This window comes from Shewanella sp. SW1, assembly GCF_025653545.1.
GTDB classification, from domain to species: Bacteria; Pseudomonadota; Gammaproteobacteria; order Enterobacterales; family Shewanellaceae; genus Shewanella; species Shewanella oncorhynchi.
On sequence record NZ_JAKKSG010000025.1, the window covers coordinates 23161 to 45279 of the forward strand.

Annotated in this window: 19 protein-coding genes and 1 pseudogene; 12 read left to right on the forward strand and 8 right to left on the reverse strand. The window is 45.0% G+C overall.

What is annotated here, in order from left to right; all coding sequences use genetic code 11:
• Positions 1 to 124 precede the first annotated feature (124 nt).
• From L5M71_RS19435 to L5M71_RS19465, 7 genes are all read left to right on the forward strand, one after another.
• Positions 125 to 472, forward strand: coding sequence for a hypothetical protein (locus L5M71_RS19435; protein ID WP_113938914.1), 348 nt, complete (start codon positions 125 to 127; stop codon positions 470 to 472).
• 185 nt (positions 473 to 657) lie between these two features.
• Positions 658 to 1359 (forward strand): TetR/AcrR family transcriptional regulator, encoded by a 702-nt coding sequence (locus tag L5M71_RS19440; RefSeq protein ID WP_263184632.1) that lies wholly within the window; start codon positions 658 to 660, stop codon positions 1357 to 1359.
• Positions 1359 to 2342, forward strand: coding sequence for an HlyD family secretion protein (locus L5M71_RS19445; protein WP_263209245.1), 984 nt, complete (start codon positions 1359 to 1361; stop codon positions 2340 to 2342). Before L5M71_RS19440 ends, L5M71_RS19445 begins: the two co-directional genes overlap by 1 nt.
• Positions 2339 to 3295, forward strand: a complete 957-nt coding sequence (locus tag L5M71_RS19450) for an ATP-binding cassette domain-containing protein (RefSeq protein ID WP_263209247.1) — start codon at positions 2339 to 2341, stop codon at positions 3293 to 3295. Before L5M71_RS19445 ends, L5M71_RS19450 begins: the two co-directional genes overlap by 4 nt.
• On the forward strand, positions 3285 to 4421 hold the full coding sequence (locus tag L5M71_RS19455; protein ID WP_263209249.1) for an ABC transporter permease: 1137 nt from the start codon (positions 3285 to 3287) through the stop codon (positions 4419 to 4421). The genes L5M71_RS19450 and L5M71_RS19455 overlap by 11 nt, the downstream gene beginning before the upstream one ends.
• A 121-nt stretch (positions 4422 to 4542) precedes the next feature.
• Positions 4543 to 5502 (forward strand): signal peptidase I, encoded by a 960-nt coding sequence (gene lepB / locus L5M71_RS19460; protein WP_263138138.1) that lies wholly within the window; start codon positions 4543 to 4545, stop codon positions 5500 to 5502.
• 278 nt (positions 5503 to 5780) lie between these two features.
• Complete coding sequence (locus L5M71_RS19465; protein WP_263209251.1) at positions 5781 to 7067, forward strand: acetyl-CoA hydrolase/transferase family protein; 1287 nt, start codon at positions 5781 to 5783, stop codon at positions 7065 to 7067.
• Positions 7068 to 7568: 501 nt separating this feature from the next.
• On the opposite strand, the gene L5M71_RS19470 is transcribed toward L5M71_RS19465, so the two are convergent.
• The 4 genes from L5M71_RS19470 to L5M71_RS19485 all read right to left on the reverse strand — a co-directional run bounded on the left by L5M71_RS19470 (position 7569) and on the right by L5M71_RS19485 (position 11569).
• The gene (locus tag L5M71_RS19470) at positions 7569 to 9110 is read right to left on the reverse strand and encodes a deoxyguanosinetriphosphate triphosphohydrolase family protein (RefSeq protein ID WP_263209253.1); all 1542 of its coding nucleotides are present in this window, start codon (positions 9108 to 9110) and stop codon (positions 7569 to 7571) included.
• On the reverse strand, positions 9098 to 10084 hold the full coding sequence (locus L5M71_RS19475) for a protein-lysine N-methyltransferase (RefSeq protein ID WP_263209255.1): 987 nt from the start codon (positions 10082 to 10084) through the stop codon (positions 9098 to 9100). Before L5M71_RS19475 ends, L5M71_RS19470 begins: the two co-directional genes overlap by 13 nt.
• A 316-nt stretch (positions 10085 to 10400) precedes the next feature.
• Complete coding sequence (locus L5M71_RS19480) at positions 10401 to 10949, reverse strand: DUF1415 domain-containing protein (RefSeq protein WP_113938905.1); 549 nt, start codon at positions 10947 to 10949, stop codon at positions 10401 to 10403.
• Positions 10950 to 10975: 26 nt separating this feature from the next.
• Positions 10976 to 11569, reverse strand: a complete 594-nt coding sequence (locus tag L5M71_RS19485) for a LysE family translocator (RefSeq protein ID WP_113938904.1) — start codon at positions 11567 to 11569, stop codon at positions 10976 to 10978.
• Positions 11570 to 11967: 398 nt separating this feature from the next.
• On the opposite strand from L5M71_RS19485, the gene L5M71_RS19490 reads away from it, so the two are divergent.
• Positions 11968 to 12651: a DUF4136 domain-containing protein gene (locus L5M71_RS19490; RefSeq protein ID WP_317630055.1), complete on the forward strand. Its 684-nt coding sequence runs from the start codon at positions 11968 to 11970 to the stop codon at positions 12649 to 12651.
• A 248-nt stretch (positions 12652 to 12899) separates the two neighbouring features.
• Here L5M71_RS19490 and L5M71_RS19495 read toward each other — a convergent pair whose 3' ends face one another.
• Complete coding sequence (locus L5M71_RS19495) at positions 12900 to 13721, reverse strand: DUF2797 domain-containing protein (RefSeq protein WP_105249677.1); 822 nt, start codon at positions 13719 to 13721, stop codon at positions 12900 to 12902.
• Positions 13722 to 13978: 257 nt separating this feature from the next.
• Between L5M71_RS19495 and L5M71_RS19500 the strand changes: the two genes are divergently transcribed.
• Positions 13979 to 15133: an alpha/beta hydrolase gene (locus L5M71_RS19500; protein ID WP_263209259.1), complete on the forward strand. Its 1155-nt coding sequence runs from the start codon at positions 13979 to 13981 to the stop codon at positions 15131 to 15133.
• A gap of 44 nt (positions 15134 to 15177) precedes the next feature.
• Here L5M71_RS19500 and L5M71_RS19505 read toward each other — a convergent pair.
• The 3 genes and pseudogenes from L5M71_RS19505 to L5M71_RS19515 form a co-directional block, all read right to left on the reverse strand.
• Positions 15178 to 15345: pseudogene (locus L5M71_RS19505) on the reverse strand (DUF2797 domain-containing protein); the annotation flags it as partial.
• Between the two features lie 100 nt (positions 15346 to 15445).
• The gene (locus L5M71_RS19510) at positions 15446 to 16099 is read right to left on the reverse strand and encodes a DedA family protein (RefSeq protein WP_263209262.1); all 654 of its coding nucleotides are present in this window, start codon (positions 16097 to 16099) and stop codon (positions 15446 to 15448) included.
• A gap of 470 nt (positions 16100 to 16569) precedes the next feature.
• Positions 16570 to 17070 (reverse strand): glycine cleavage system protein R, encoded by a 501-nt coding sequence (locus tag L5M71_RS19515; RefSeq protein WP_028760534.1) that lies wholly within the window; start codon positions 17068 to 17070, stop codon positions 16570 to 16572.
• Between the two features lie 200 nt (positions 17071 to 17270).
• Between L5M71_RS19515 and L5M71_RS19520 the strand changes: the two genes are divergently transcribed.
• Genes L5M71_RS19520 through pstB form a run of 3 tightly spaced genes read left to right on the forward strand, consistent with a single transcriptional unit; the run spans position 17271 to position 22099 of the window.
• Positions 17271 to 19529 carry an ABC transporter permease subunit gene (locus L5M71_RS19520; protein ID WP_105249675.1) on the forward strand — a complete coding sequence of 753 codons (2259 nt, stop codon included), beginning with the start codon at positions 17271 to 17273 and terminating at the stop codon, positions 19527 to 19529.
• Between the two features lie 59 nt (positions 19530 to 19588).
• Positions 19589 to 21247: a phosphate ABC transporter permease PstA gene (pstA, locus tag L5M71_RS19525; RefSeq protein ID WP_263209264.1), complete on the forward strand. Its 1659-nt coding sequence runs from the start codon at positions 19589 to 19591 to the stop codon at positions 21245 to 21247.
• 33 nt (positions 21248 to 21280) lie between these two features.
• Entirely contained in the window at positions 21281 to 22099 is an 819-nt protein-coding gene (gene pstB, locus L5M71_RS19530; RefSeq protein ID WP_028760531.1) for a phosphate ABC transporter ATP-binding protein PstB, read from the forward strand.
• Positions 22100 to 22119: the final 20 nt, after the last annotated feature.

Consider the following 22119-nt stretch of genomic DNA (forward strand, 5'->3'; position numbering starts at 1 on the left):
CATCTGAATCAGTCATCTGAGCCATGGATTGACTGGGAGTAGAAAAAGTAGCGCGATATGGGCAGGTTTAATCTAAATAGACAACAAACAAGGGAGAATAAGTTTGGCGATAGAACATAATAAGATGGTGAGTTGCTTAAGTGGACTGCAATGTCGCACTAATTTCACCATAAAAAACATTACTGAATACATGCTCCCAGAAACCAAAGAGGCTTTCTATTTACACCTCGACGGTAAATCACCAAACTTGATTATTCGCCCTGCATTCGAAGTCTTTTCCGGCGAACTTGCCACTATTGCAGGCGTGCATGCCAAATACGACTATTTCCACAATGCCGAGATGACACGTTTCCCCAAACGTTTGCATAAGAGTTTGACCGAAACCCACTATGGCCTTGCCTTTAGTTTTGACACGGTTGAAGCCGTACAGCAATTCATTACCCGTTTGAGTGCGATAGTGAAAGGCGCATAAGCTTTTACTGTATAAATCTTTAATAGAAGGCCGCTTAATTTTTCGATTGAACGGTATCTAAATTTTAACCATGCAGTCCTAGGGTTAAATTCCTCAATATCAATGAAAATGAGGAATTTAACTGCTGCCTTTTTACGCGGTTTTTCAGTATATTCATCAATAGATGAATTTTGCTGGAGCTTGCCATGTCTCTTATTCCCGGTCGCCCAAAGGGGGTTGTGCCATTTACCGCCCAACCTGAATCACAGCCGCAGACTCCTGGTCGTCCGAAAGGGGATTCCGATGCCCGTCAACGCTTAATTATCGCAGCCCTAAGTCTCTTCAGTCATCGCAGTTATCCCAGCGTTTCTACCCGTGAAATTGCCCGCGAAGCCGAGGTTGATGCCGCACTTATTCGTTATTATTTTGGTTCAAAAGCGGGCTTGTTCGAACAAATGGTGCGGGAAACCCTTGAGCCCGTATTAGCGCGTTTTCGCGAAATATCCGCTGCGGATGCCCCTAATAACTTGGGTGAACTTATGCAGACATATTATCGCGTTATGGCACCTAACCTGGGATTGCCACGGTTGATTATACGGGTGTTACAGGAAGGCGATGGCTCAGAACCCTATCGCATTATGTTGTCTGTTTTTGAGCAAATTTTATCCCTCTCACGGCAATGGCTCGAATCCACATTAGTCAATGCGGGGCTATTGAAGGAGGGATTAGATCCCGATTTAGTACGCCTCAGTTTTGTGAGTCTGATGGTTTTTCCGCTTATTGCGCCACCGGTGTTAATGCGTCAGTTCGGTTTTTTTAGTGCCGATGCTGATGGTTTACAGCGTTTAGCGCTGCACAATATGCAGGTTTTTACCCAAGGTGTACTGCGTGAACCGAGGAAGTCGTAATGAGTGTGAATTTTAAAATTCTTACGCACGTGAGTGTGGGTTGTGTGATCTTGCTATTAGTCGGCTGCACTGAAGCGCCGCCCAGAGTACTTGGCACTGTCGAGCGGGACAGGCTGACGCTTACCGCGCCCGTAGGTGAGTTGATTACTCAAGTTAATGTGGTTGAAGGTCAACAGGTTAAGGCGGGTGAGGTGTTAATTCAGCTCGATACAACCTCTGCTAATGCGCGCCTCGCCCTGCGCCAAGCCGAGCTTGAACAGGCTAAAGCTAAACTTTCTGAGGCGGTCACAGGTGCGCGTTTAGAGGATATAGAACGCGCCAAGGCCGTGCTCGACGGGGCGAATGCCAGTGTGAAAGAGGCTCAGCGAGCCTTTGAACGAACAAACCGTTTATTTGTCACTAAAGTACTTAGCCAAGCGGATTTAGATACGGCCCGTGCGGCGCGGGATACCAGTTTAGCCAAGCAAGCTGAGGCGCAGCAAAGCCTGCGACTACTAGAAAATGGCACCCGTAGTGAGCAGCTTGAACAAGCCAAAGCCGCGGTGGCTGCAGCTCGCGCCAGTGTAGCCATCGAACAAAAAGCCTTAGCAGACTTGAGCTTGGTAGCGGCGCGTGATGCCGTTGTCGATACGTTGCCTTGGCGAGTCGGCGATCGCATTGCCGCAGGCACTCAGTTGATTGGTTTACTGGCGAGCGAGGATCCCTATGTACGGGTTTACCTGCCCGCGACTTGGTTAGACAGAGTGAAGGCGGGCGATAGCGTCAATATTCTTGTGGATGGCCGCGAGATACCGATTGCTGGCACTGTGCGCAATATTCGCAGTCAACCTGCTTACACGCCATTTTATGCGCTAAATGAACGTGATCGAGCGCGGCTGATGTATTTGACCGATATCACGATTTCCGCCACAGATCAGGACCTACCTACTGGCATGGCATTAGAAGTTGAACTCGATGTGCTGCAAGGAGTGCAGCAGCCATGAAAAGCGCTGATTTTGCTATCGAGACCCAAGGGATGACCCGCGCCTTTGGTGGTGTTAATGCGGTGGAAAACCTCGACCTCGCCATTCCCAAGGGCACAATTTATGGGTTTCTCGGCCCCAATGGCTGCGGAAAATCGACTTCAATTCGTATGTTGACTGGGTTACTGAGTCCCACATCGGGGAATATCCGCGTATTGGGTGAAACCTTACCCGGCGCCGAGGAAAAACTGCGTCGCCGTATTGGCTATATGACGCAAAAATTCTCCCTGTACGACAATCTTTCGGTGCGGGAAAACTTAGAGTTTGTCGCGCAAATTTATGGCCTTAACCGCCGAGCATCAAAGCTGCGAATAGCCGAGTTAGTCACGCTATACGATTTAGTCGGCCGCGAGAAACAAATGGCGGGCTCCATGAGTGGCGGCCAGAAACAGCGTTTGGCCTTAGCGGCAGCGACCTTACATCACCCCGAATTATTGTTTCTCGATGAGCCGACATCGGCGGTCGATCCTGAAAATCGACGCGAGTTTTGGGAGCGCTTATTCGATCTCTGTGCCCAAGGCACTACGATACTTGTGTCGACTCACTATATGGATGAGGCCGAGCGTTGCCATGGTCTTGCGATTTTAGAGCGGGGGATAAAACGCGCCGACGGTTCACCCCAGCAGCTGATGGCGGCGATGGGGGCTCGGGTGGTTGAGATCTCAGGGGACGACTTACGCACTTTAAAACAATCATTGGTCAGCGAGTCTGCGGTATTGTCAGCGGCGCAAATCGGCAGTCGTTTGCGGGTGTTAGTGCGCAGCGATATTGAAGATCCGCTTGCTTGGCTTAAACCAAGAGTTGCCAGCCGGACGATGGAAGAAGTGCGCGCTAGCTTAGAAGATGTGTTTGTCACTTGTACTGGCGAGCGCTTGGCTGGGGTTTCCAAGGGAGAGACTGACCATGTGGCGTAGGATTTTTGCGATTGTGGTCAAAGAGCTGCGGCAGTTGTCGCGGGATCGCATGACCTTTGGCATGATAGTCATGATCCCGCTGGTGCAACTGATGTTGTTTGGTTATGCCATCAATATCGATGCTCGCCATCTGCCTGCTGGGTTAGTTAATTTGAGTGATTCTGCCTACAGTCGCGCACTGGTTAAGGCGGTGGAAGCAACGCAGGTCGTAGATTTTAAACAGCGTTATTTAAGTGCCGCCGAGGCTGAGGCGGCGATCACTCGCGGCGAAGTCAAAGCTGTGCTGTATTTGCCCGCCGATCTTGATGAGCGCTTAGTGCGTCACCCAAGCTTTGTGGGTCAGCAATATTTAGCGCAGTCCTATATCGCACAACCCGCTGGCCAATGGCTAGTGGATGGTTCAGATACGGTTGTCGCTTCAACTATTCGTAGCCTAAGGCAAATGCCACTGGATGAAGTCGCAGGAAGAGCACTAAAAACGGCGATGCCGAGTTTTGAAGTGGTGCAATATTTCAACCCAGAACAACGTTCTGTGGTCAACATAGTACCCGGCCTGTTGGGAGTGATTTTGACTATGACCATGGTGATGTTTACTTCCGCCGCCATAGTGCGTGAGCGTGAGCAGGGCAATATGGAGTTTTTGATCACTACGCCTGTGCGGCCACTGGAGTTGATGCTGGGTAAAATCGTGCCCTATGTGATGGTTGGCTTTGTGCAAGTGACCATTATCCTGAGCGCAGGGCATCTGTTGTTCGATGTGCCCATTCGCGGCGGGCTTGATTCTATCGCCCTTGCTGCTATGTTGTTCATTTGCGCCAGTTTAACCTTAGGATTAGTGATTTCGACCATAGCGAAAACCCAGTTGCAATCGATGCAGATGACGGTATTTATCCTGCTGCCATCGATTCTCTTGTCGGGATTTATGTTCCCCTACGAAGCCATGCCTATCGCGGCGCAATGGATTGCCGAAGCTTTACCCGCAACCCATTTTATGCGCATGTCACGGGCCATAGTGCTGCGCGATGCCCAAGTGGTGGATCTGCAATTTGATGCCCTGTGGATGATAGGTTTTACCTGTATCGGGCTATTTATCGCCAGTATGAGATTCTCTAAGCGTCTAGATTAATATTATCATCAGTATGCTGATAGTCGCATGGCAGGCTATCTGCAACTGGGAATGAGGTTGTGCTAGGTTAGGCAGTGAATTATGATGCCGTTTTCCAAATCTAGGGTGAAACGGAGTTCAATTGGATATTCAATGGAAGCCAAAAGCTTGGCTCGCAATATTATTAGGTCTATTTTTTCAGCCGTTTGTATTTTTATACGTTAATCAATTTAAATATTTTATTCGATATTTTATTGGTGCGCTGATTATCGCGGCCGTTGATGTATTTTTACACTCAAACTATTTCCCATTTAAATCGGGAAATATGGCTTGGCTTCAAAATATTTACCTCTCTTGGTTATTTATTGTTATTTGTCCCATTCACGGGTTTATGATCGCCCGTCGTTACGATATTACTCAACCCCGCCGCTGGTATGCTCGCTGGTGGATAGTGTTAGCGAGTTACGCTTTGATGATGTTACCGCTGATTGTGTTACGAGGTTTTTTCTTTGAGCCTTTTAGTATTCCGGCCTCTTCCATGAAGCCGACGTTAGCACCTGGCAATCATGTGTTGGTGAGCAAGTATGGTTTTGGTAACTATCGATATTTAGGTTTTCAACTGGCTAAGTCGACGCCATCGGTAACACCCGCAAGAGGGGATATATTGGTATTTCAATACCCTGCAAACCCGACGATTGACTATGTAAAACGTGTAATTGGTCTACCCGGCGATAGGATTATCTATCGCGACAAAACCATTTTTGTGCAGAAAGCCTGCAATGTATCGAGGGAAGCGTGTGCAGGATTGGACTCTCAATACGATCTTATCGATAAAATCTTATTACCCGAGTTGAGTACTGAGACTCAAGCTGTTTACCAAGAGTCGCTGGATGATATTCGCTATCAGGTATTATTACTCCGCCATCAGAAAGAACTGGTTGATCGCTATTATGTGCAGGAAAACACATTAAGGGATGAATGGTTAGTTCCCGCTGGTCAGTATTTCGTCTTAGGTGATAACAGAGACAATAGCTTAGATAGTCGATATTTTGGGTTTATTCCTCAAGACTTGATTATTGGTAAAGTAATATATATTTGGTAAGGCTGAGCGCTGATGGGGATAACCAATACGGGCTTATTGGTGTTATCCCTAATCAAATTTCTGCAAAGCATTTTAGCCAGAGGCTTTATTACCCTCTAGTGCCAAAACAGGTTGAATGTGTATTTTGCGATCCAATTAATAATCTAGAGTTTGATATAGCGCAAACTATAGATAAACAGTCGCGCTAAGCCATTGAAATCGATGTTGCTTAATTAGGATATCCCTTACACTGCCGCTAGGGCGATTGCCGCCATCATGCTTAGCGAAGGGAATTCATTATGCCTCCAATCATTTGTCATAGCGCGCTCGATGCGGTTGCTTTAATTCAAAGCGGCGAGACGCTGTGGACTCATTCCATGGGCGCCACTCCGCGCATTTTATTAGATGCGTTGGCGCAGCATGCACTCACCAAAGAAAATCTCACCCTGTTACAGTTACATACTGAAGGCGCCGAATCCTTAAGCCATCCCAGTTTACAGGGGCATTTACGCCATCGATGTTTTTTCGGTGGGCTGCCAACGCGGGCATTACTGCAAAGTGGTGACGCGGATTATGTGCCGATTTTCCTGTCTGAAGTGCCTAAGTTATTTCGTTCCGGCGAGCAAAAAATTGATACCGCAATTATCCAAGTGTCGCCACCCGATAAGCATGGCATGTGTTCCTTAGGCATTTCGGTTGAAGCAACGCTCGCAGCTTGCCAAGTCGCGGGTAAGATCATCGCTCATATTAATCCACAAATGCCGCGAACCCATGGCGACAGCTTTATCCATATCGACCGTTTTGCCGCTGTGTATGAGCAGAGCGCGGCGTTACCTATTCATTCCTTCGCGACGGGGGATGCGGTGAGTTTGGCGATCGGTAAAAATGTTGCCCAATTGGTGCGTGATGGCGATTGTTTGCAAATGGGTATAGGTGCGATCCCTGATGCCGTGCTGTCTTGCTTAACCGAACATAAAGACTTAGGTGTCCACACAGAGCTATTTTCTGACGGTATATTACAACTGGTTGAAAAGGGCGTGATTAACAACAGCAAGAAGCGTTTTTATCCGGGAAAACTCGTCACAGGTTTCGCCCTGGGTAGCCAGAAATTATACGACTATGTTGATGATAATCCTGCGGTCATCTTTATGGACATAGAACAAGTTAACGACACGGCCATTATCCGTAAAAATCCCAATGTGATGGCGATTAACTCGGCGCTGCAGGTCGACCTTTCAGGGCAAGTGTGCGCCGATTCCATTGGCACTAAAATCTATTCTGGTGTCGGCGGCCAGATGGATTTCATCCGCGGAGCAGGGTTATCTGAAGGTGGTCGTTCTGTTATTGCGCTGCCCAGCACTGCCGCGGGAGGAACGCTTTCTCGCATTGCCAGCGTGTTATCACCTGGCGCAGGGGTTGTCACCACTCGGGCCCATGTGCATTACATTGTGACCGAATACGGCGCCGCCAATCTACGCGGCCGTTCACTGCGCGAACGGGCACAGGCGCTGATCGCCATCGCTCACCCAGATTTTAGGGAACAATTAAGTCGTGATGCCTTTGAGGTGTGGGGATTAAGGGTTTAATTCTCTTTATTTATCAATGGATTTTTCTTTTAAACTTTGTTTTTTTATTGATTTTCAAAGTCAAAGTCGTGGGGCTTCACCCCACACCCTACCAAGGAGGACTGCTCGTCCTATCAAAAACGTCCATGTTAAATAGCCAGCTCGATATCCCTATCTCGCCCTCAAAGCGGCCGTGGGCCTTCGCCCTTGGATGCTCCAAGACGCCCCCAACGGAGTTGAAAGCCCCTTGTGCTCATTGCCAAATTTGCTATCGCTTCCGAAGTCTTCGCTTCACATTCCTGTAAAGCAATCCAGTTCGGCAATGCTTGCCACTCGCTCATAAGCTTGAGAATCATCGATTTTCATTCGCCCCTGCACCTACGTAAGCTAGATCGGTATGCATGCCGAGACTCACGTAATTTCCCTATTCGCCCTGCGGCAACTCCAAGAGCACATTCTTTTAGCTCGGGTGTTATTTTGACCATAATACTTTACTAGCATGCTGCTGTTATGCTTTGAAATTTAGCCTTCTCCCAGAAGTGATTTATGAATACGATTAATTTTTTTGTCAGAGAAACTGGCAACGTAATCTTTTGCCAATACAAGATTATACGTATCAACTTTTTTCCTTCTTTCTTCTTTGAATCCAATCATTAAATCCAGCGGTAAAAATCTTAAAAGCTCTATAGGTATTTCAAACGTTCTATGAAGTTGATTGTAAAATAATATATAATCATTCTCTCTAAGTCTTTCATGCTCTATTCGAAATTTTTCTTCTATATGGTTTGGGTATAATGTAAAAAGTAAAGTCAACTCGCATATTTTTTTTGATGCTTTCATGTTTGCTGATAATACGCGAGTATCAGAGTGTTGCCTTTTAACTTGAATTTTATTCCACACCTCACTCATGTCGATATTAATTTGTGTGCTATGAAATATAGTGTATTCTGTTGAGTTGATTGCTTCATTAATTGAGGATAATTTTGAAATTCTTTTTGAAGATTCCAATATAATGTCCTCCATTAAAAGTTTAATTATGGAGCCTCTTTGCTCTATAAATTTAATATATAGTGAATCACCCTCTCTAATTCGAAAGTCGATAGGGGTTCGATGGAATAGTCTACATGACAAAATATCAGAAATATTTATGGCTCCTAATTTTATTCCATCTTCTAAATCTGACAATAAATATGAGATTTTGTCTGCAGCTCTAACTGCTTGACCTTCTAAATGACTGTGTCCAGCGCACAGATAATTTTGATGTTTAGTATATTTCCATATATTTTCATGACTTTGTCCTTCACCAGAGTGGCAATAAGTATGCTTTAGAATACAATCACATACTTCTGGAGTAAGGTTTAAGCCTGCATGCGGAGAAAAGATACTACTTTGATATGCGCCTTCGAGATATCTTACAACATCTACTCCATGCTCATAGTGGTTAAAACCACATTCAAATCCTAGTTTTAAAAATAACTGATGTAATGCGTTTTCGCCAGCATGACCAAATGGTGTGTGACCTATATCATGTGCTAGTGCGCCAGCTTCAACTAGGTCTTTATTTAATCCAAAGCTCACAGCTATTGTTGTTGCAAGTTGCATCACTTCTATACTGTGTGCAAGACGTTGACGTAAATGATCGTCTTCATCTAATGGAAATAATTGTGTTTTATCGGATAGTTTTCTAAAACCAGATGACCAAATAATTCTGTCTCGATCGCGTTGGAATTCAATTCTGAAACCATCCCCCTCACTAGGATGCTCCCTTTTTGATGCTTTAGATGCGAATTCACCATGCATCATTTCATTTATAGTCTTAATTTCCTCATCAGTTCTTCTAGATGTACCATCGGCATGAATAGACCAAAGTTTCATATTACTTTCAATAATATTTATTCTGTTACGTACAATAGTCTCATTATGAGTGGTTTCTAGTACAATTTTTGCAATAGTTTTTTCAATGGATAGACCTTCTTTCCAGCACTCAAGTGTTAATATAAAAAATTGAATATCTTCACATTCGAAGCCAGATTTTTCTGAAGTCCAAACATTTAAGTTTCCCACTGGGTCTCTATTGCTAATAGATTTACTAAATAATGAGTTTTCTTGGAAAAAAGTACCAATATGTATATTTTTTCTTCGACAAATACTCTAAAAATAGAATTCCTGTTTTTTCTTGAAAATGAGTGAATTGTGGCGCTATCAATGTTTTCGAAGTCAATTTTTTGTGTCCCATTGACTTTTATTGCCAAAAGGTCAGAGCTTCTCCATGGCTGAGAACCTATATTCTGCCCATTGTTTTTTGTTGCAGTATCTTCAAAATTTGGAACTATGTACTTGAAAAATGACTTCTCAATATACTTGAGTTCATGACCTGCATCAGTTATTAATTTTATTAGCTGTTCACGCTCACGCTCTATTCCTGGGCGAGTTAAAACTTGAGGGATCGAACAATATATAGTTCCTCCATTCTTTGCTAATTGAATAGCTCTGCTTATAAATAAAGAAAAGTAATTAGGATACCAAGGGGGATCAATAATAACACTTGAAAATTTTCCTTTAAGATCTTGAGGTATATCATCAAAAGCGTTGTATTTTAATGCATTGAAAAAATTCATGTCATCATAGCACTGTTTGAATAGATCTGTTAGATCACTATCAATATCTAAAAAAAATACATTTCTTTTATATGATGCCATTGCTGCCGCAATAGTTGGTGTGCCAAGGCAAGCAATATGTTGTTCATTACCTTTTTCTAACAATAAATTTGATAATTTATCTTGTGTTTCAAGAGTGAACCACCATTGATAAAATAATGGATTTGACGCTGGTAACTGGAAGAAAAATTTATTTTTGTATATTGAGTCTCTGGTAATATTTCTTGGACTGTTTGATATTACACTTAAAATCGCATCAATGTCCTTTGGCTGAGCCCCCTCGCAATGGTGAACTAATTCATTCAAGTTTTTAATTCCACTTTCATATAATGTTAAAACCTTTGAATGTAATTTCTGTTCCCAAATTTTATTTTCTTCCATGGAAAGCCTGTATGTGATGAAAATTTATCATATGGTTATATAAAACAGTTATGTAATCAACTCTATTGCATGTTTTTAGTTTAAATTTAGCTGATATCGCATACTAGATAATACGAAGCTGTAAAGTTACAACAAAGTTCAGCACTTGCATGAAAGTGACCGTTGGCGGCATGGATGCCGTCGTCGAGCCCTCAGGGACGAGTTTACGGCGTGTCACTGGAGTGACAGTGCTTAATTTTTGGATACCAAGGTTAAGTGATTGCTCTACAACTTCCTATATTTACTATCTCTCTCAGTTATTTCTGAGGCGCTTAAGCTATTTCCCCATGCACTCTGCTAACAGTTTGACGAAAAAGTCGCTGCCTTTGCGTTCGCAAAAGGCGATATTGCGCTCTGGGATGGTTTCGGGATCGTTGTAGTTAGCAAGGGCTAACTCCATGCTGGCTTCGCGGATGATGTGCAGGGTTGGGTAGGGCGCGCGGTTGGTGAAGTTGGCTGCCCCGTCCTGTGGTTCACCATCGAAACAATAGTCTGGGTGAAAGGTGGCGAGTTGGTAAGTGCCTTCGTACTCGTGTTCGATAAGCGTATCGGTTGCCATGTCGATGAGGTCGAGATAAGCATAAAACCCCTCAAAACCACGGGGTAGAATAAACAGTGTGGTTTCGGCTTCGGGGTGGGCGTCGAGGTATTGGCATTCTTCAATCAATGCCTTGAGTACGAGTTTGACTTTGGTTTGTTCCACCACCAGATACCGAATACTGCCGCGCTCGACTTCTTGTCTGGCGAAGGGGCAAATATTGTATTTCATGATCACTTTTTTCACCCAGTCGTCGGTTTGTTGAGTGATCATGTCAATTTCGTTCATGGCGGTCGTTTGCTCGTGCTTAAAAATTAGGGGGCGATCATAGGGATGATAGACGCCACAAGCAAGAGCGCCATGCTGATATTAAAAATCTTCTGTTGGCGCTCATTTTTTAAAATGCGTTTAAGGGCCACACCAAAGCCGAGCCAGACGATAGCGCAGGGAAAGGCGACGCACAAAAATACCGTTGCAATAGTGATGACCTGCGGGGTCAAATCCTGCTGTACTGACGTGAACGTCGCAATCGCGCCCACGGCCATGATCCAGCCCTTAGGGTTGACCCATTGAAAGGCCGCGGCTTGGATAAAACTGAAGGGTTTAGCAATGGCTTTGCCTTCCATCTTGCTACTGCTGTTGGCAATCAACCAAGACAGATACAAAAGGTAACCTATGCCGACGACTTTAATCACTTGATGGATGATAGGATAGCTTTGGAATAGGGCGCTCAAGCCCAAACCTATCGCGAGGATCATGGTCGGGAAGCCAAGGCTTATTCCCATAAGATGCGGAATACTGCGTTTTACGCCAAAGTTTACCCCTGAGGTCATCAGCATAATATTGTTAGGCCCAGGGGTGATCCCCGATGAAAAGGCAAACAACGCGATAGCGAGTATTAACTCCATAGATAGATCCACACCTTTATTTTAGTTTTATGGCATTGTGATTATTTGCGGCATTGAGCCTGCGATTTACTCATCGGCCGGTACGCAATACTGTGTTGCTATTATTTAAAATTGCGACATTTGATTGCAACGCAGGCGAGGCATTCTAGCGATTAAATGTTGCCGCGCCTATACGACATAGCGAGTTTATAAACTAAAAAGAATAACAAAATATGTACATGCCTCGATGGGATTAATGGCGTGAGAATAAGGCTCGCGAGTTTGATGGTTCTCTGTGTTAGCACGAATATCAAGATATATTGGAATATGCTGATTTAACACTATGATGGATATCAGCTTTCAGTTTTAGTAATAGCAACTATCCTTAGACAGCATTTTATAGATTGAGGTAACAGGGCATGATGAATCCATCATTACATAGTGAGCTAAGTGGAGTGCTAAATCGACAGTTCAGTCGAGTTCCTTGCTGGGTTCCCGACCGAGTGTTAAGTCGGTATTTGAGAGTGTTAATACTGCTTTTTAGCAGCGTTTTAGGTCTTACTGGGTGCGTAACTGTGACGGATAACGCGGCGCAGCCGTTGCGAACCACAATTGTGATGTCTGGCGATCTCAGTGAATTACCGTCAACGGCAATGACATTCACTTGGCATCCTAAATTTCAAAAAATCATCACAGATAAACGCTTAGATCCGCAGTCAGTGTTGCAACACATGCAAGCCGTATTAAAGCAAACTTTGCAGAGTAAGGGATATCGCTGGGTCGAAGATCCACTACTGGCGGATTTTCAGGTTGGCTTTGGCGTCGCGATGGGAACTGAAATGAGTGATGAACAAATTTTGGCAGTGACAGGGTTAGTCGCTGGGCTGTCAACCGACGGTGTGAATACCCAAAAGTATGATAAAGGTACCGTGGTGATAGCGCTCTTTAAACCCACTAAAATACAGGGCGTTGATGAGCCAATTTGGCGAGTGCTTGCCCAAGGTTTTGGCAACATTAAAAAGATGGATGAGCTAACCGAAAATTTCGACAGTCTCATTGCCAGTATGTTGGCCAATATGCCGTCGGTTAATGTGGCTCCTTAGTCAGCGTTTGAGCTTTAGTTCAGTTCTAAGTGAATTGAGTCAGCATTTTGGTTGGAGCATTCGCCAGATAAACGGGATTAGTGCTTAATTGAGGTGTCTTGGTCCCATGTTTGTGGTGCTAGATCCCATTTTTGAACTGTGGGACATGGTACTTTAGTGACAGCCATCTCAATAAAGGGCGCGACAGTGAAAACTGCCGCGCTTTTTCATTTTAATGGATGGAAGTTCCATTTTGATTTCAGACTGTTTCAGTCGTGCTCGACTGTGATCTCGTAGGATGAAAACTTACGAATGTTAATCACGCCCGTATCAAACATTAAATACTGCCCCTTGATCCCCTGCAAAATTCCGCTGACGACCACATCTTTATCGAAATTGTGCGAAGTTATCTTCTTCGGAAAGGTGTCAATTGGATAATGAATTGGCTGAATCGTTTCGTGCAAACGCTCGATACTGTAATCGCCTTTTTGCATGCCGATTTCGTGCAACTTAGCCTCAATTTGCGGGATCAGTTCCGCAGCCTTAGCATTTAAATCAATATCGTCGGCATGGCCTTTTAACATGGCTTGCCAATGGGTTTTATCATTAACCAGTTTTGCCAATTCTACTTCGACTAAGCCTGAGAGCTGCCTTGTTGAGACTTTAAAAATCGGTAAACCTTGGGTAGCACCTTGGTCAATCCAACGAGTGGGCAGTTGAGTGTGGCGGGTAATGCCGACTTTAACGCCCGAAGTATTCGACAGATATACATAATGCGGCACAAAACAGTGGCTCTGGGCCCACTCTGGTTCGCGGCAAGTGCCTTGGTCGTAATGACAAGTTTCCGGCTTCATGATGCACATATCGCAACTCGCCAACTTTTGCATACAGACAAAACAATGGCCCTGCGAGTAACTCTTCTTGCTCTTTTTACCGCAGTTGCAGCAGAAGATATTACCCGTGTGGGTCAAGGTTAATTGCTTGCCTATCAATGGATTGAGCGGGAGTAACTCATCACCAACAACGAGTTGATATTGCACTTGTTGCGCGTCATCTAACTGCACGCGCATCTTTTTTAGCGTTCCTAACATGGTCATCCTAATGTGTTGCGTTCTGGTGCAGCTTAGTCGCTCATCATGCGTTCTAGTGCACGCTTTCGTTATATCGTCATTGCGTGGCCGTCAGTATACAAGATTATCCAAGTCAGTTTAGATAGGATTTTTTGCTAAGTGAGTTTTTGTAAACTGCGCTTAACCCCATAGGCTTAGACGGACTTTTTGAGGGTAATGATTTGAGTCTTATGATGAAAACCAGTAAGTTACCCTGCATTACAAATGGAGGTGTACTTATGCGGTTGGTTTTAGTGCTGATATTTTTCTTTTCGACGGGTGTCTTCGCACAGATGGATAAGACGGTAATTCATTCAGAAATCTTGAATGATGACATCAACTTACAAATCCATTTGCCAGATACCTATGCGCATTCCAACAATTTTAACTATCCGGTATTAATCGTATTAGATGGCTCTAGCCAATTTGAGCATGTGGCTGCGAATGTCGGTTTTTTAAGTACTTATGCCATTATTCCGGAAATGATTACCGTTGGCGTGAGTTCGGATCAACGGATGAAGTATTTCACGCCGACTCAAATCGATAAATTTAAAGACAGCTCCGGTGGTGCTGAAAGGTTCAGGCAGTTTTTAGAGCAAGAGCTGCTCAGTGAATTAGGCAAAAAATACCGCACCTCAGATTACCAAATACTCACGGGTCACTCCTTCGCGGGGCTGTTTAGCAGTTATGTCGCCTTGACGCCAAATAGCCAATTTGATGCGGTGATTTCAATCAGTCCCAGTTTATGGTGGGACAGTGATTGGCTAGTGCTTAAGTCGGCCGAGTTATTACAAGCTAAGCGTGCGAAACCACTGCGCTGGTTTTTGAGTATGGCAAGTGAGCCCAATGAGATGGCGAGCGCGTTTGCGGCACAAATTAAGCAGTTGCAAGACGGCTTAGGTACAAGCCCCACGGATAACACATCAAAGCAATTACATTGGTTTTACAAGCATTTCCCCGATGAAACTCACGACAGTACGCCGCTTGTAGGCAATATTGAGGCGTTAAAGACACTTTTTGCCGATTGGAATGCCGTGCCTGAAATTGCCATTATGCCACTTAAGGATATAAAACAGTTCTATCGGCAAAAGAGCGCTGAGTTTGGCTATGAATTTCCACTCTTTGCTCAGCAATATAATGTTTATGGGCTCAAGGCCACTTATGAACAAAAAACGGCTTGGGGCGTTGAAATTCTCGCAGAGGGGACGCGTGCGTTTCCTCATTCAGAGGTGTTATGGGACAGTTTAGCGACCGCCTATGATCTGGATGGACAACTTGAACAGGCGATAAGAGCCTCCGACAAAGCCGTGCTATTAGCAAAACAAACAGATTCAGTGTTTTTGAATGAGATCCTCAGTCAAGCTAAGCGCTTGCAGTTGCAAGGGAAAAAGTAATCGTTCTCAGAGAGGGTTTAACTACATAGTTGCAACATGTTTGGGCAAGTCTCACGCGGCTGGGTAATATTGCTCTTTTTACCGCAGTTGCAGCAGAAGATATTGCCCGTGTGGGTCAAGGTTAATTGCTTGCCTATCAATGGATTGAGCGGGAGTAACTCATCACCAACAACGAGTTGATATTGCACTTGTTGCGCGTCATCTAACTGCACGCTTTCGTTATATCGTCATAGCGTGGCCGCCAGTATACAAGATTATCCAAGTCAGTTTAGATAGGAATTTTCGATAAGTAAGTCGATTGACTGAGTGCACCTAAACCTCTTTTGTTTTACTTAACCATTTGTACACTAAGGCAATAATACCGAAAGTAAGCAAGGCTACAGGTAAGTAAGTGATTATGCTCATAAATTGTGTTTGGTATTTTGTTGCTAATTGGGTATGGCTAATGAGATACCCAAAACCAACAACGGAAAAAATCCACACCATTGAACTGATGAAGTTAATGAGTAAAAAACGACGGGAAGAAATACCCGTTGCACCTAAAATATAGGGGTAAACGGTACGAACAAAAGGAATATAACGTGCGAGTAGCAGGGTTATCACTCCATAGTTATCAATAAGGTGGGTCGCTTTTTCCTGATGTTTGATATCAATATTCGACAGCAGTTTTTGGTAAATTTGGGTATGCCCTAAAAATCGCCCCTGTAAATAACCTATAGCTGTACCTGTAAAGGTTGCTAGAACCAATAACGGCATAATACCGATATGAAGAATATCTTGATAAATCAGCACTCCAGTGAGAAAGAGTAGGCTATCTCCGGGTAAAAATGCGGTGGGAATAAAGCCATTTTCTAACACTAAAAAGCCACAAATTAATGCGCTGACCATGAGGGCGATTTTAGGATTGGCTAAAACCGCCAGATCATTGTGTATCATGGCTTGGGCCAGTTCGTATAACTGCTCCATACGTACTACTCCCTAAAATAATTGATAAAACATAAAGATGGAAAAGCTCGAAAGCGGCAAAGTGGTCATTCTGAACCGGAGCTATGGTGTTTCGTGGGTTATTCTACCAAGGGAGCATGAATCGAAAGGCAGTTACAACATTAAATTTTGTTGGTGTTAGTGTATTTATGATTCAGTAATCGGGTTTTGTGGGTTTTTTATAGTAAAAATATTAAACATTATTATATGGTTAATAAATTTTAAATGATGACATCAACTTACAAACCCACTTGCCTGATTCCTATGCGCATTCTAACGATTCCAACTATCCAGTATTGATTGCACTGCACTGGCTTAACTTAATTTGAACACCTTGCCGCGAATGTCGGTTTTTAAGCGCACTTTAAGTGCTGTTTGAAAGTGCTATTGCGAGTGCGCTCTCTAAATGTATTGGTGTGCTAAGTGTTAGCTCGCCGTAAAAGTAAACAAGATTAACGGCTTAATCTATCGAGCACGAGATCATCCCCAAGAGCATAGAGGGATTCAACTAATTGATCTTCTTGGGCTAGATCTGTGAGTCCAAGGCCAATGGTTGCCCGAAACAAAGCTATACCTGTGTGGCCTGCGGTTTCATATTGACTACTAAACTGCTCAATATTGATGCCAATTGCATTGATTTTATTGGATATATCGAGCACGAGTCCGGGTCTGTCATAGGCCACTAGGTTGTAACTTAAGCGTTTGATGGGCTTAAGGGCGACCGAGGTTTTGGAGTAGGTGAGGGACAGGCTATCGATGCATTCTAGGGCCTCAATGAGCTCGTCCATGCGCAGTGACGGCACTTCGAGTAACAATATCGCGGCAAAGACACCGTCAATATGGCGTAATTCTGAGTCGAGCCAGTTGCCGCCATGACGACTCACAGCATGGGCGATTTGTTCTACTAATCCTTTTCTATCAGGTGCTTGTAGTGTGATTAAGTATCGTAGCATAGTGACTGACTCCTATTTTTTGTAAAAGGCACCTGTTTTAAAACGGGGTGTAACACAACTGTCATCTTTGCGTCATATAATCCAACGCACTTAGAATAAAGGATGTTGTTATTGCTCAGTTTACGTTCAAACAGTGTAAGCATAGCACTCGGCAAATCCTAGCGAAAAAACTCGCTAGCTATTAATAATAGAGGTTCTTAATGGAAAGTCAGGTCACTCAACCTGGTTCTGCATCGCACAGTATGCTTAAAGGCGGACGCTCGAATCGCAGGGCATTTAAGGATAAAGCGGCGCAAATCAGCGTCACTATCGGCGGCACTATGGTATTTGTCGCCTTATTGTTGATCTTCTTTTATCTGTTGTATGTGATTAAACCCATTTTCGACAGTGCTGATGTCACACCCGTTAAGAGTGTGAGCTATCAACACGCGGATGTGCCGACCTTAATGGTGGGTGCTGAAGAGCAAAATGAGGTGATGTACCGTGTGAGCGTTCATGGTCAAGTGGACTTCTATACTGTTGCCGACGGTAGCTTACTTTCTAGCTTTACCCCGACGTTACCTGCGGGTGTTACCGTCACCAGCGCCGCCGTTGCTGTACCGAGCGAACAACGTTTTGCGCTGGGATTAAGTAATGGTCAGGTCATAGTGGCGGGCCTAGAGTTTGGTTTAACGTACCCCAATAACAAACGTTTAATCACACCTAAACTGCGTTATCCCGCAGGTGAAACCCCCATTACCGTCGATGAGACGGGCAGCGCGATTCATAAGCTGACCTTCACTTATAGCTCAGACAAAATGAGTTTTGCTTATCAAGATGAAAGTGGTGTTTGGCGCCTCACTCGTCTCGAAGGGCAAGAGAACATGATGACTGAAGAAGTGGAGTGGGTTTCTACGACGTCACAAATTCAAGATGCGCCGAAGAAAGTCTCCCACGAGCTGATGACGCCCGATCAACGTCAATTGATGTTGCAAACTGGCAATAAAATTTTCGTGTACGACATCCGTGATACTGACAGCTTAGATCTGCTGCAGGTGATTGATGTTGAACGGGCTAAGGCACAAGTCAATAACGTGGCTTTGCTGGCGGGAGCGAGTTCATTACTGGTCAGTTATGACACAGGTATTGTGGCGCAGTACTTCCAAGTTAATGGTGAAAAAGGGCGTTTATATCAAGAGATTCGTCAGTTTGATGACTTACCGCCCATCAGCTCGATTACCTCTGAATTCTATCGTAAGAGTTTCGCGACTGTGAGCCCTGAGGGTGAGCTAACACTACTCTATACCACGAGTCATCGTGAACTGTTTGATGCAAAGTTTGACCTTAAAAACCCCGGTAAAATGGGCTTTACCCCACGCTCAAATGGCATAGTCGTTGAGGCGGACAAAAAGCTGCATATCTTCAGTGTGGAAAACTCCCACCCAGAAGTGTCATGGAGCGCTATGTGGGACAAGGTGTGGTATGAAGGTTATCCAGAGCCTAAATATGTATGGCAATCGACCTCAGGTTCTGACGATTTCGAAGCTAAGTTGAGCTTAATGCCATTGGCCTACGGCACAATGAAAGCGGCATTTTATGCCATGTTATTTGCCGTGCCTTTATCCGTTGCTGGTGCGATTTACACTGCTTACTTTATGTCGCCTAAGGTGCGCGGTTTCGTGAAACCGACCATTGAAATCATGGAAGCATTACCAACGGTGATTTTAGGCTTCTTGGCGGGTCTGTGGTTAGCGCCACTGATTGAAGAACATCTCCCCGGCATTTTAATTCTACTGATCTTATTGCCGACCTCGATACTCACATCTGCCTATGGCTGGAGTAGGTTGCCGGGTAAGTGGAAACAACGTTTACCCGAAGTGTACCAAGAGCTGATGTTAATCCCTGTGGTCTGTTTCGTGGGGTGGTTCTCTTTTGCGGTTAGCCCTATCATCGAAGTGGCGCTGTTTGATGGTAATACCCGTCAATTCATCACTAACGAACTGGGGATCACCTTCGACCAACGTAACGCGCTGGTGGTCGGTATTGCCATGGGCTTTGCGGTGATCCCAACGATTTTCTCCATCGCTGAAGATGCCATTTTCTCTGTACCGCGTCATTTATCTAACGGCAGCTTAGCCTTAGGTGCGACGCCTTGGCAGACATTGACACGCGTGGTGTTGTTAACCGCCAGTCCGGGTATTTTCTCGGCCATTATGATGGGCCTTGGCCGTGCCGTTGGCGAGACCATGATCGTACTGATGGCCACAGGTAACACTGCCATCATGGAATGGAGTGTGTTCGAAGGGATGCGAACCTTGGCGGCAAACATTGCGGTTGAAATGCCTGAATCGGCTATCGGTAGTTCGCATTACCGTGTGCTCTTCCTTGCTGCGTTCGTACTATTCATCTTTACATTCTTCTTTAACACCATTGCAGAAGTGGTGAGACAGCGTCTACGTGAACGCTATAGCTCGCTGTAACGGGGATAAGACAATGACATTAAATACTATTTCGCCAGTGACCTTGAGAGGTTTGTGCAATGGGTAAGTGGGTAAAATCAGGCTCGCCATGGATATGGATGACGGGCGGTGCTGTGAGCATCAGTTTGATTGCCGTCTTAGGCTTATTATTGTTAATCGCATGGCGCGGCTTAAGTTACTTTTGGCCTGCAACCGTTTACCAGTGGGAGCTTGAAGATAACACGGGCGTACGTTCGACCTTAATTGGTGAGGTTTACGATAGGGAAGAAGTACCGACTGAGCGTTTGATTGCTGCTGGCCATGTGTTTAAGCAACATCCGGGCGAGTTTGTGACCCGTTACTTAGTGAAAACCGGTAACCGTGAATTTGTGGGTTTGGATTTCCGCTGGATATTAGGTACGGACATTGTTAGTCGTTCTGTGCCAAGCGAGGTTGCACTGATTGAGCGGGCTAAAAACGGTAACTTCTACGGTTATCCGATAGCCGTGATTGAAAATGGCAAGCGTCTCGATTTAGTGAATGATGCGATTGAATCCTCCTTAATGGAGCACATCGAACGCGCTGTGGCCTTATCGGACAAAGCAGTTGATTTGCAGAAGCAAGATATTGGCTTGATTAACTACGCCATTGAAAAATTGCGTTTGCAGGAGCGTCGTTTCGAGCTGGATGGGGAACTGACCGACAGTATTAAAGCTGAGTTGGTCGCCAAGAGAGCTCAACTGCAAGAAGATTACTTAGTGCTTGAAAAAGCGTTATTTGCCCTGCGTGATGATGCGGCGCGTGACTCGGTTATCGTCCGAGATATGCGCGGCGAAGAAGTTGAACTGAAGCTTGATACCGTTCTCGATGTGACCTATGTGAATCACTTAGGACTCATAGGCAAAATTGGTAAGTGGTTTGTCGGTATTGGACGCTTTATGAGTGACGATCCGCGTGAAGCCAACACTGAGGGCGGCGTGTTCCCCGCGATTTTCGGCACTGTATTTATGGTGATGTTGATGGCGGTTATCGTGACGCCATTTGGCGTGGTCGCGGCGGTTTATCTACATGAATATGCTAAGAAAGGCCCTATTACTAAGATGATCCGCATTGCGGTAATCAATTTAGCGGGTGTGCCCTCGATTGTGTATGGTGTATTCGGTTTAGGTTTCTTCGTGTACATGATGGGCGGTTCCATCGACCAATTGTTTTACGCTGAAGCTTTGCCTGCTCCTACCTTTGGTTCACCAGGGGTGATTTGGTCGGCATTAACCCTCGCGATTTTGACGCTGCCAGTGGTTATTGTGTCGACTGAAGAAGGGTTAAGTCGTATTCCAAGCGCGGTGCGTCAAGGTAGTTTGGCATTGGGCGCAACTAAGGCTGAAACCCTGTGGCGGATTGTGATCCCGATGGCGAGTCCAGCGATCATGACGGGTTTGATTTTAGCGGTCGCTCGTGCTGCTGGTGAAGTGGCACCGCTGATGTTGGTGGGTGTCGTTAAATTAGCGCCAACATTACCACTGGACTTTAACTTCCCGTTTGTGCATTTAGAACGTAAGTTTATGCACTTAGGGTTCCATATATATGATGTGGGCTTCCAGAGTCCTAACGTTGAAGCGGCACGTCCTCTGGTGTATGCGACCTCTTTCTTGCTGGTGTCTGTGATTGTGGCACTCAACTTGACGGCCATTAGCGTGCGTAACCACTTACGTGAAAAATATCGTTCGCTTGAGCACTAATCAGCGATTATCCTGAAAGTATTAGGACTAAATATGATTTCTATAGATTCGACAGCAATGAAAACCAATAACTTTGATTTAGCTAACTTAAGCCAGAACGACACCGCGCTGGAGATCCGTAACTTAGATTTGCGCTATGGCGATAAGCAAGCGCTGTTTAATGTATCGATGAAGATCCCCAAGAAGCAAGTCACTGCCTTTATCGGCCCCAGTGGTTGTGGTAAATCGACACTATTGCGCTGTATTAACCGCATGAATGACTTAGTTGATAATTGTCATATTGGCGGCGAGATCTTGCTGCACGGCCAGAATATTTACGACAAGAAAATCGACGTCGCGGCTCTGCGCCGTAATGTCGGTATGGTGTTCCAACGCCCAAATCCTTTCCCTAAGTCGATTTACGAAAACGTTGTTTATGGCTTGAGATTGCAAGGGCTGAATAACCGTCGTGAACTCGACGAAGCGGCTGAGCGTTCATTGCGCGGCGCGGCGATTTGGGACGAAGTTAAAGACAGATTGCACGATAACGCCTTTGGTTTATCTGGCGGTCAACAGCAACGACTGGTGATTGCCCGTGCGATAGCCATTGAGCCAGAAGTGTTATTACTCGACGAACCAACATCGGCACTCGATCCGATTTCGACGCTGACGATTGAAGAGTTAATCACTGAGCTTAAGACGAAATACACTGTGGTTATCGTGACTCACAACATGCAACAGGCGGCGCGAGTATCGGATCAAACGGCCTTTATGTATATGGGTGAATTAGTTGAATATGCTGATACTAATACGATTTTCACCACGCCGAAAAAACGTAAGACTGAAGATTACATCACAGGACGTTACGGTTAATCGCTTGAGTATCGGATAAG

What these genes read in the sequence shown, in the direction of transcription:
- L5M71_RS19435 (WP_113938914.1), top strand. Translation starts at nt 125, where the DNA reads ATGGTGAGTTGCTTAAGTGGACTGCAATGTCGCACTAATTTCACCATA.
- L5M71_RS19445 (WP_263209245.1), top strand. Translation starts at nt 1,359, where the DNA reads ATGAGTGTGAATTTTAAAATTCTTACGCACGTGAGTGTGGGTTGTGTG.
- L5M71_RS19485 (WP_113938904.1), bottom strand. Translation starts at nt 11,569, where the DNA reads ATGGAGTTAATACTCGCTATCGCGTTGTTTGCCTTTTCATCGGGGATC.
- L5M71_RS19450 (WP_263209247.1), top strand. Translation starts at nt 2,339, where the DNA reads ATGAAAAGCGCTGATTTTGCTATCGAGACCCAAGGGATGACCCGCGCC.
- L5M71_RS19520 (WP_105249675.1), top strand. Translation starts at nt 17,271, where the DNA reads ATGGAAAGTCAGGTCACTCAACCTGGTTCTGCATCGCACAGTATGCTT.
- L5M71_RS19495 (WP_105249677.1), bottom strand. Translation starts at nt 13,721, where the DNA reads ATGTTAGGAACGCTAAAAAAGATGCGCGTGCAGTTAGATGACGCGCAA.
- pstA (WP_263209264.1), top strand. Translation starts at nt 19,589, where the DNA reads ATGGGTAAGTGGGTAAAATCAGGCTCGCCATGGATATGGATGACGGGC.
- L5M71_RS19455 (WP_263209249.1), top strand. Translation starts at nt 3,285, where the DNA reads ATGTGGCGTAGGATTTTTGCGATTGTGGTCAAAGAGCTGCGGCAGTTG.
- pstB (WP_028760531.1), top strand. Translation starts at nt 21,281, where the DNA reads ATGATTTCTATAGATTCGACAGCAATGAAAACCAATAACTTTGATTTA.
- L5M71_RS19440 (WP_263184632.1), top strand. Translation starts at nt 658, where the DNA reads ATGTCTCTTATTCCCGGTCGCCCAAAGGGGGTTGTGCCATTTACCGCC.
- L5M71_RS19510 (WP_263209262.1), bottom strand. Translation starts at nt 16,099, where the DNA reads ATGGAGCAGTTATACGAACTGGCCCAAGCCATGATACACAATGATCTG.
- L5M71_RS19500 (WP_263209259.1), top strand. Translation starts at nt 13,979, where the DNA reads ATGCGGTTGGTTTTAGTGCTGATATTTTTCTTTTCGACGGGTGTCTTC.
- L5M71_RS19515 (WP_028760534.1), bottom strand. Translation starts at nt 17,070, where the DNA reads ATGCTACGATACTTAATCACACTACAAGCACCTGATAGAAAAGGATTA.
- L5M71_RS19490 (WP_317630055.1), top strand. Translation starts at nt 11,968, where the DNA reads ATGATGAATCCATCATTACATAGTGAGCTAAGTGGAGTGCTAAATCGA.
- L5M71_RS19475 (WP_263209255.1), bottom strand. Translation starts at nt 10,084, where the DNA reads ATGGAAGAAAATAAAATTTGGGAACAGAAATTACATTCAAAGGTTTTA.
- L5M71_RS19465 (WP_263209251.1), top strand. Translation starts at nt 5,781, where the DNA reads ATGCCTCCAATCATTTGTCATAGCGCGCTCGATGCGGTTGCTTTAATT.
- L5M71_RS19480 (WP_113938905.1), bottom strand. Translation starts at nt 10,949, where the DNA reads ATGAACGAAATTGACATGATCACTCAACAAACCGACGACTGGGTGAAA.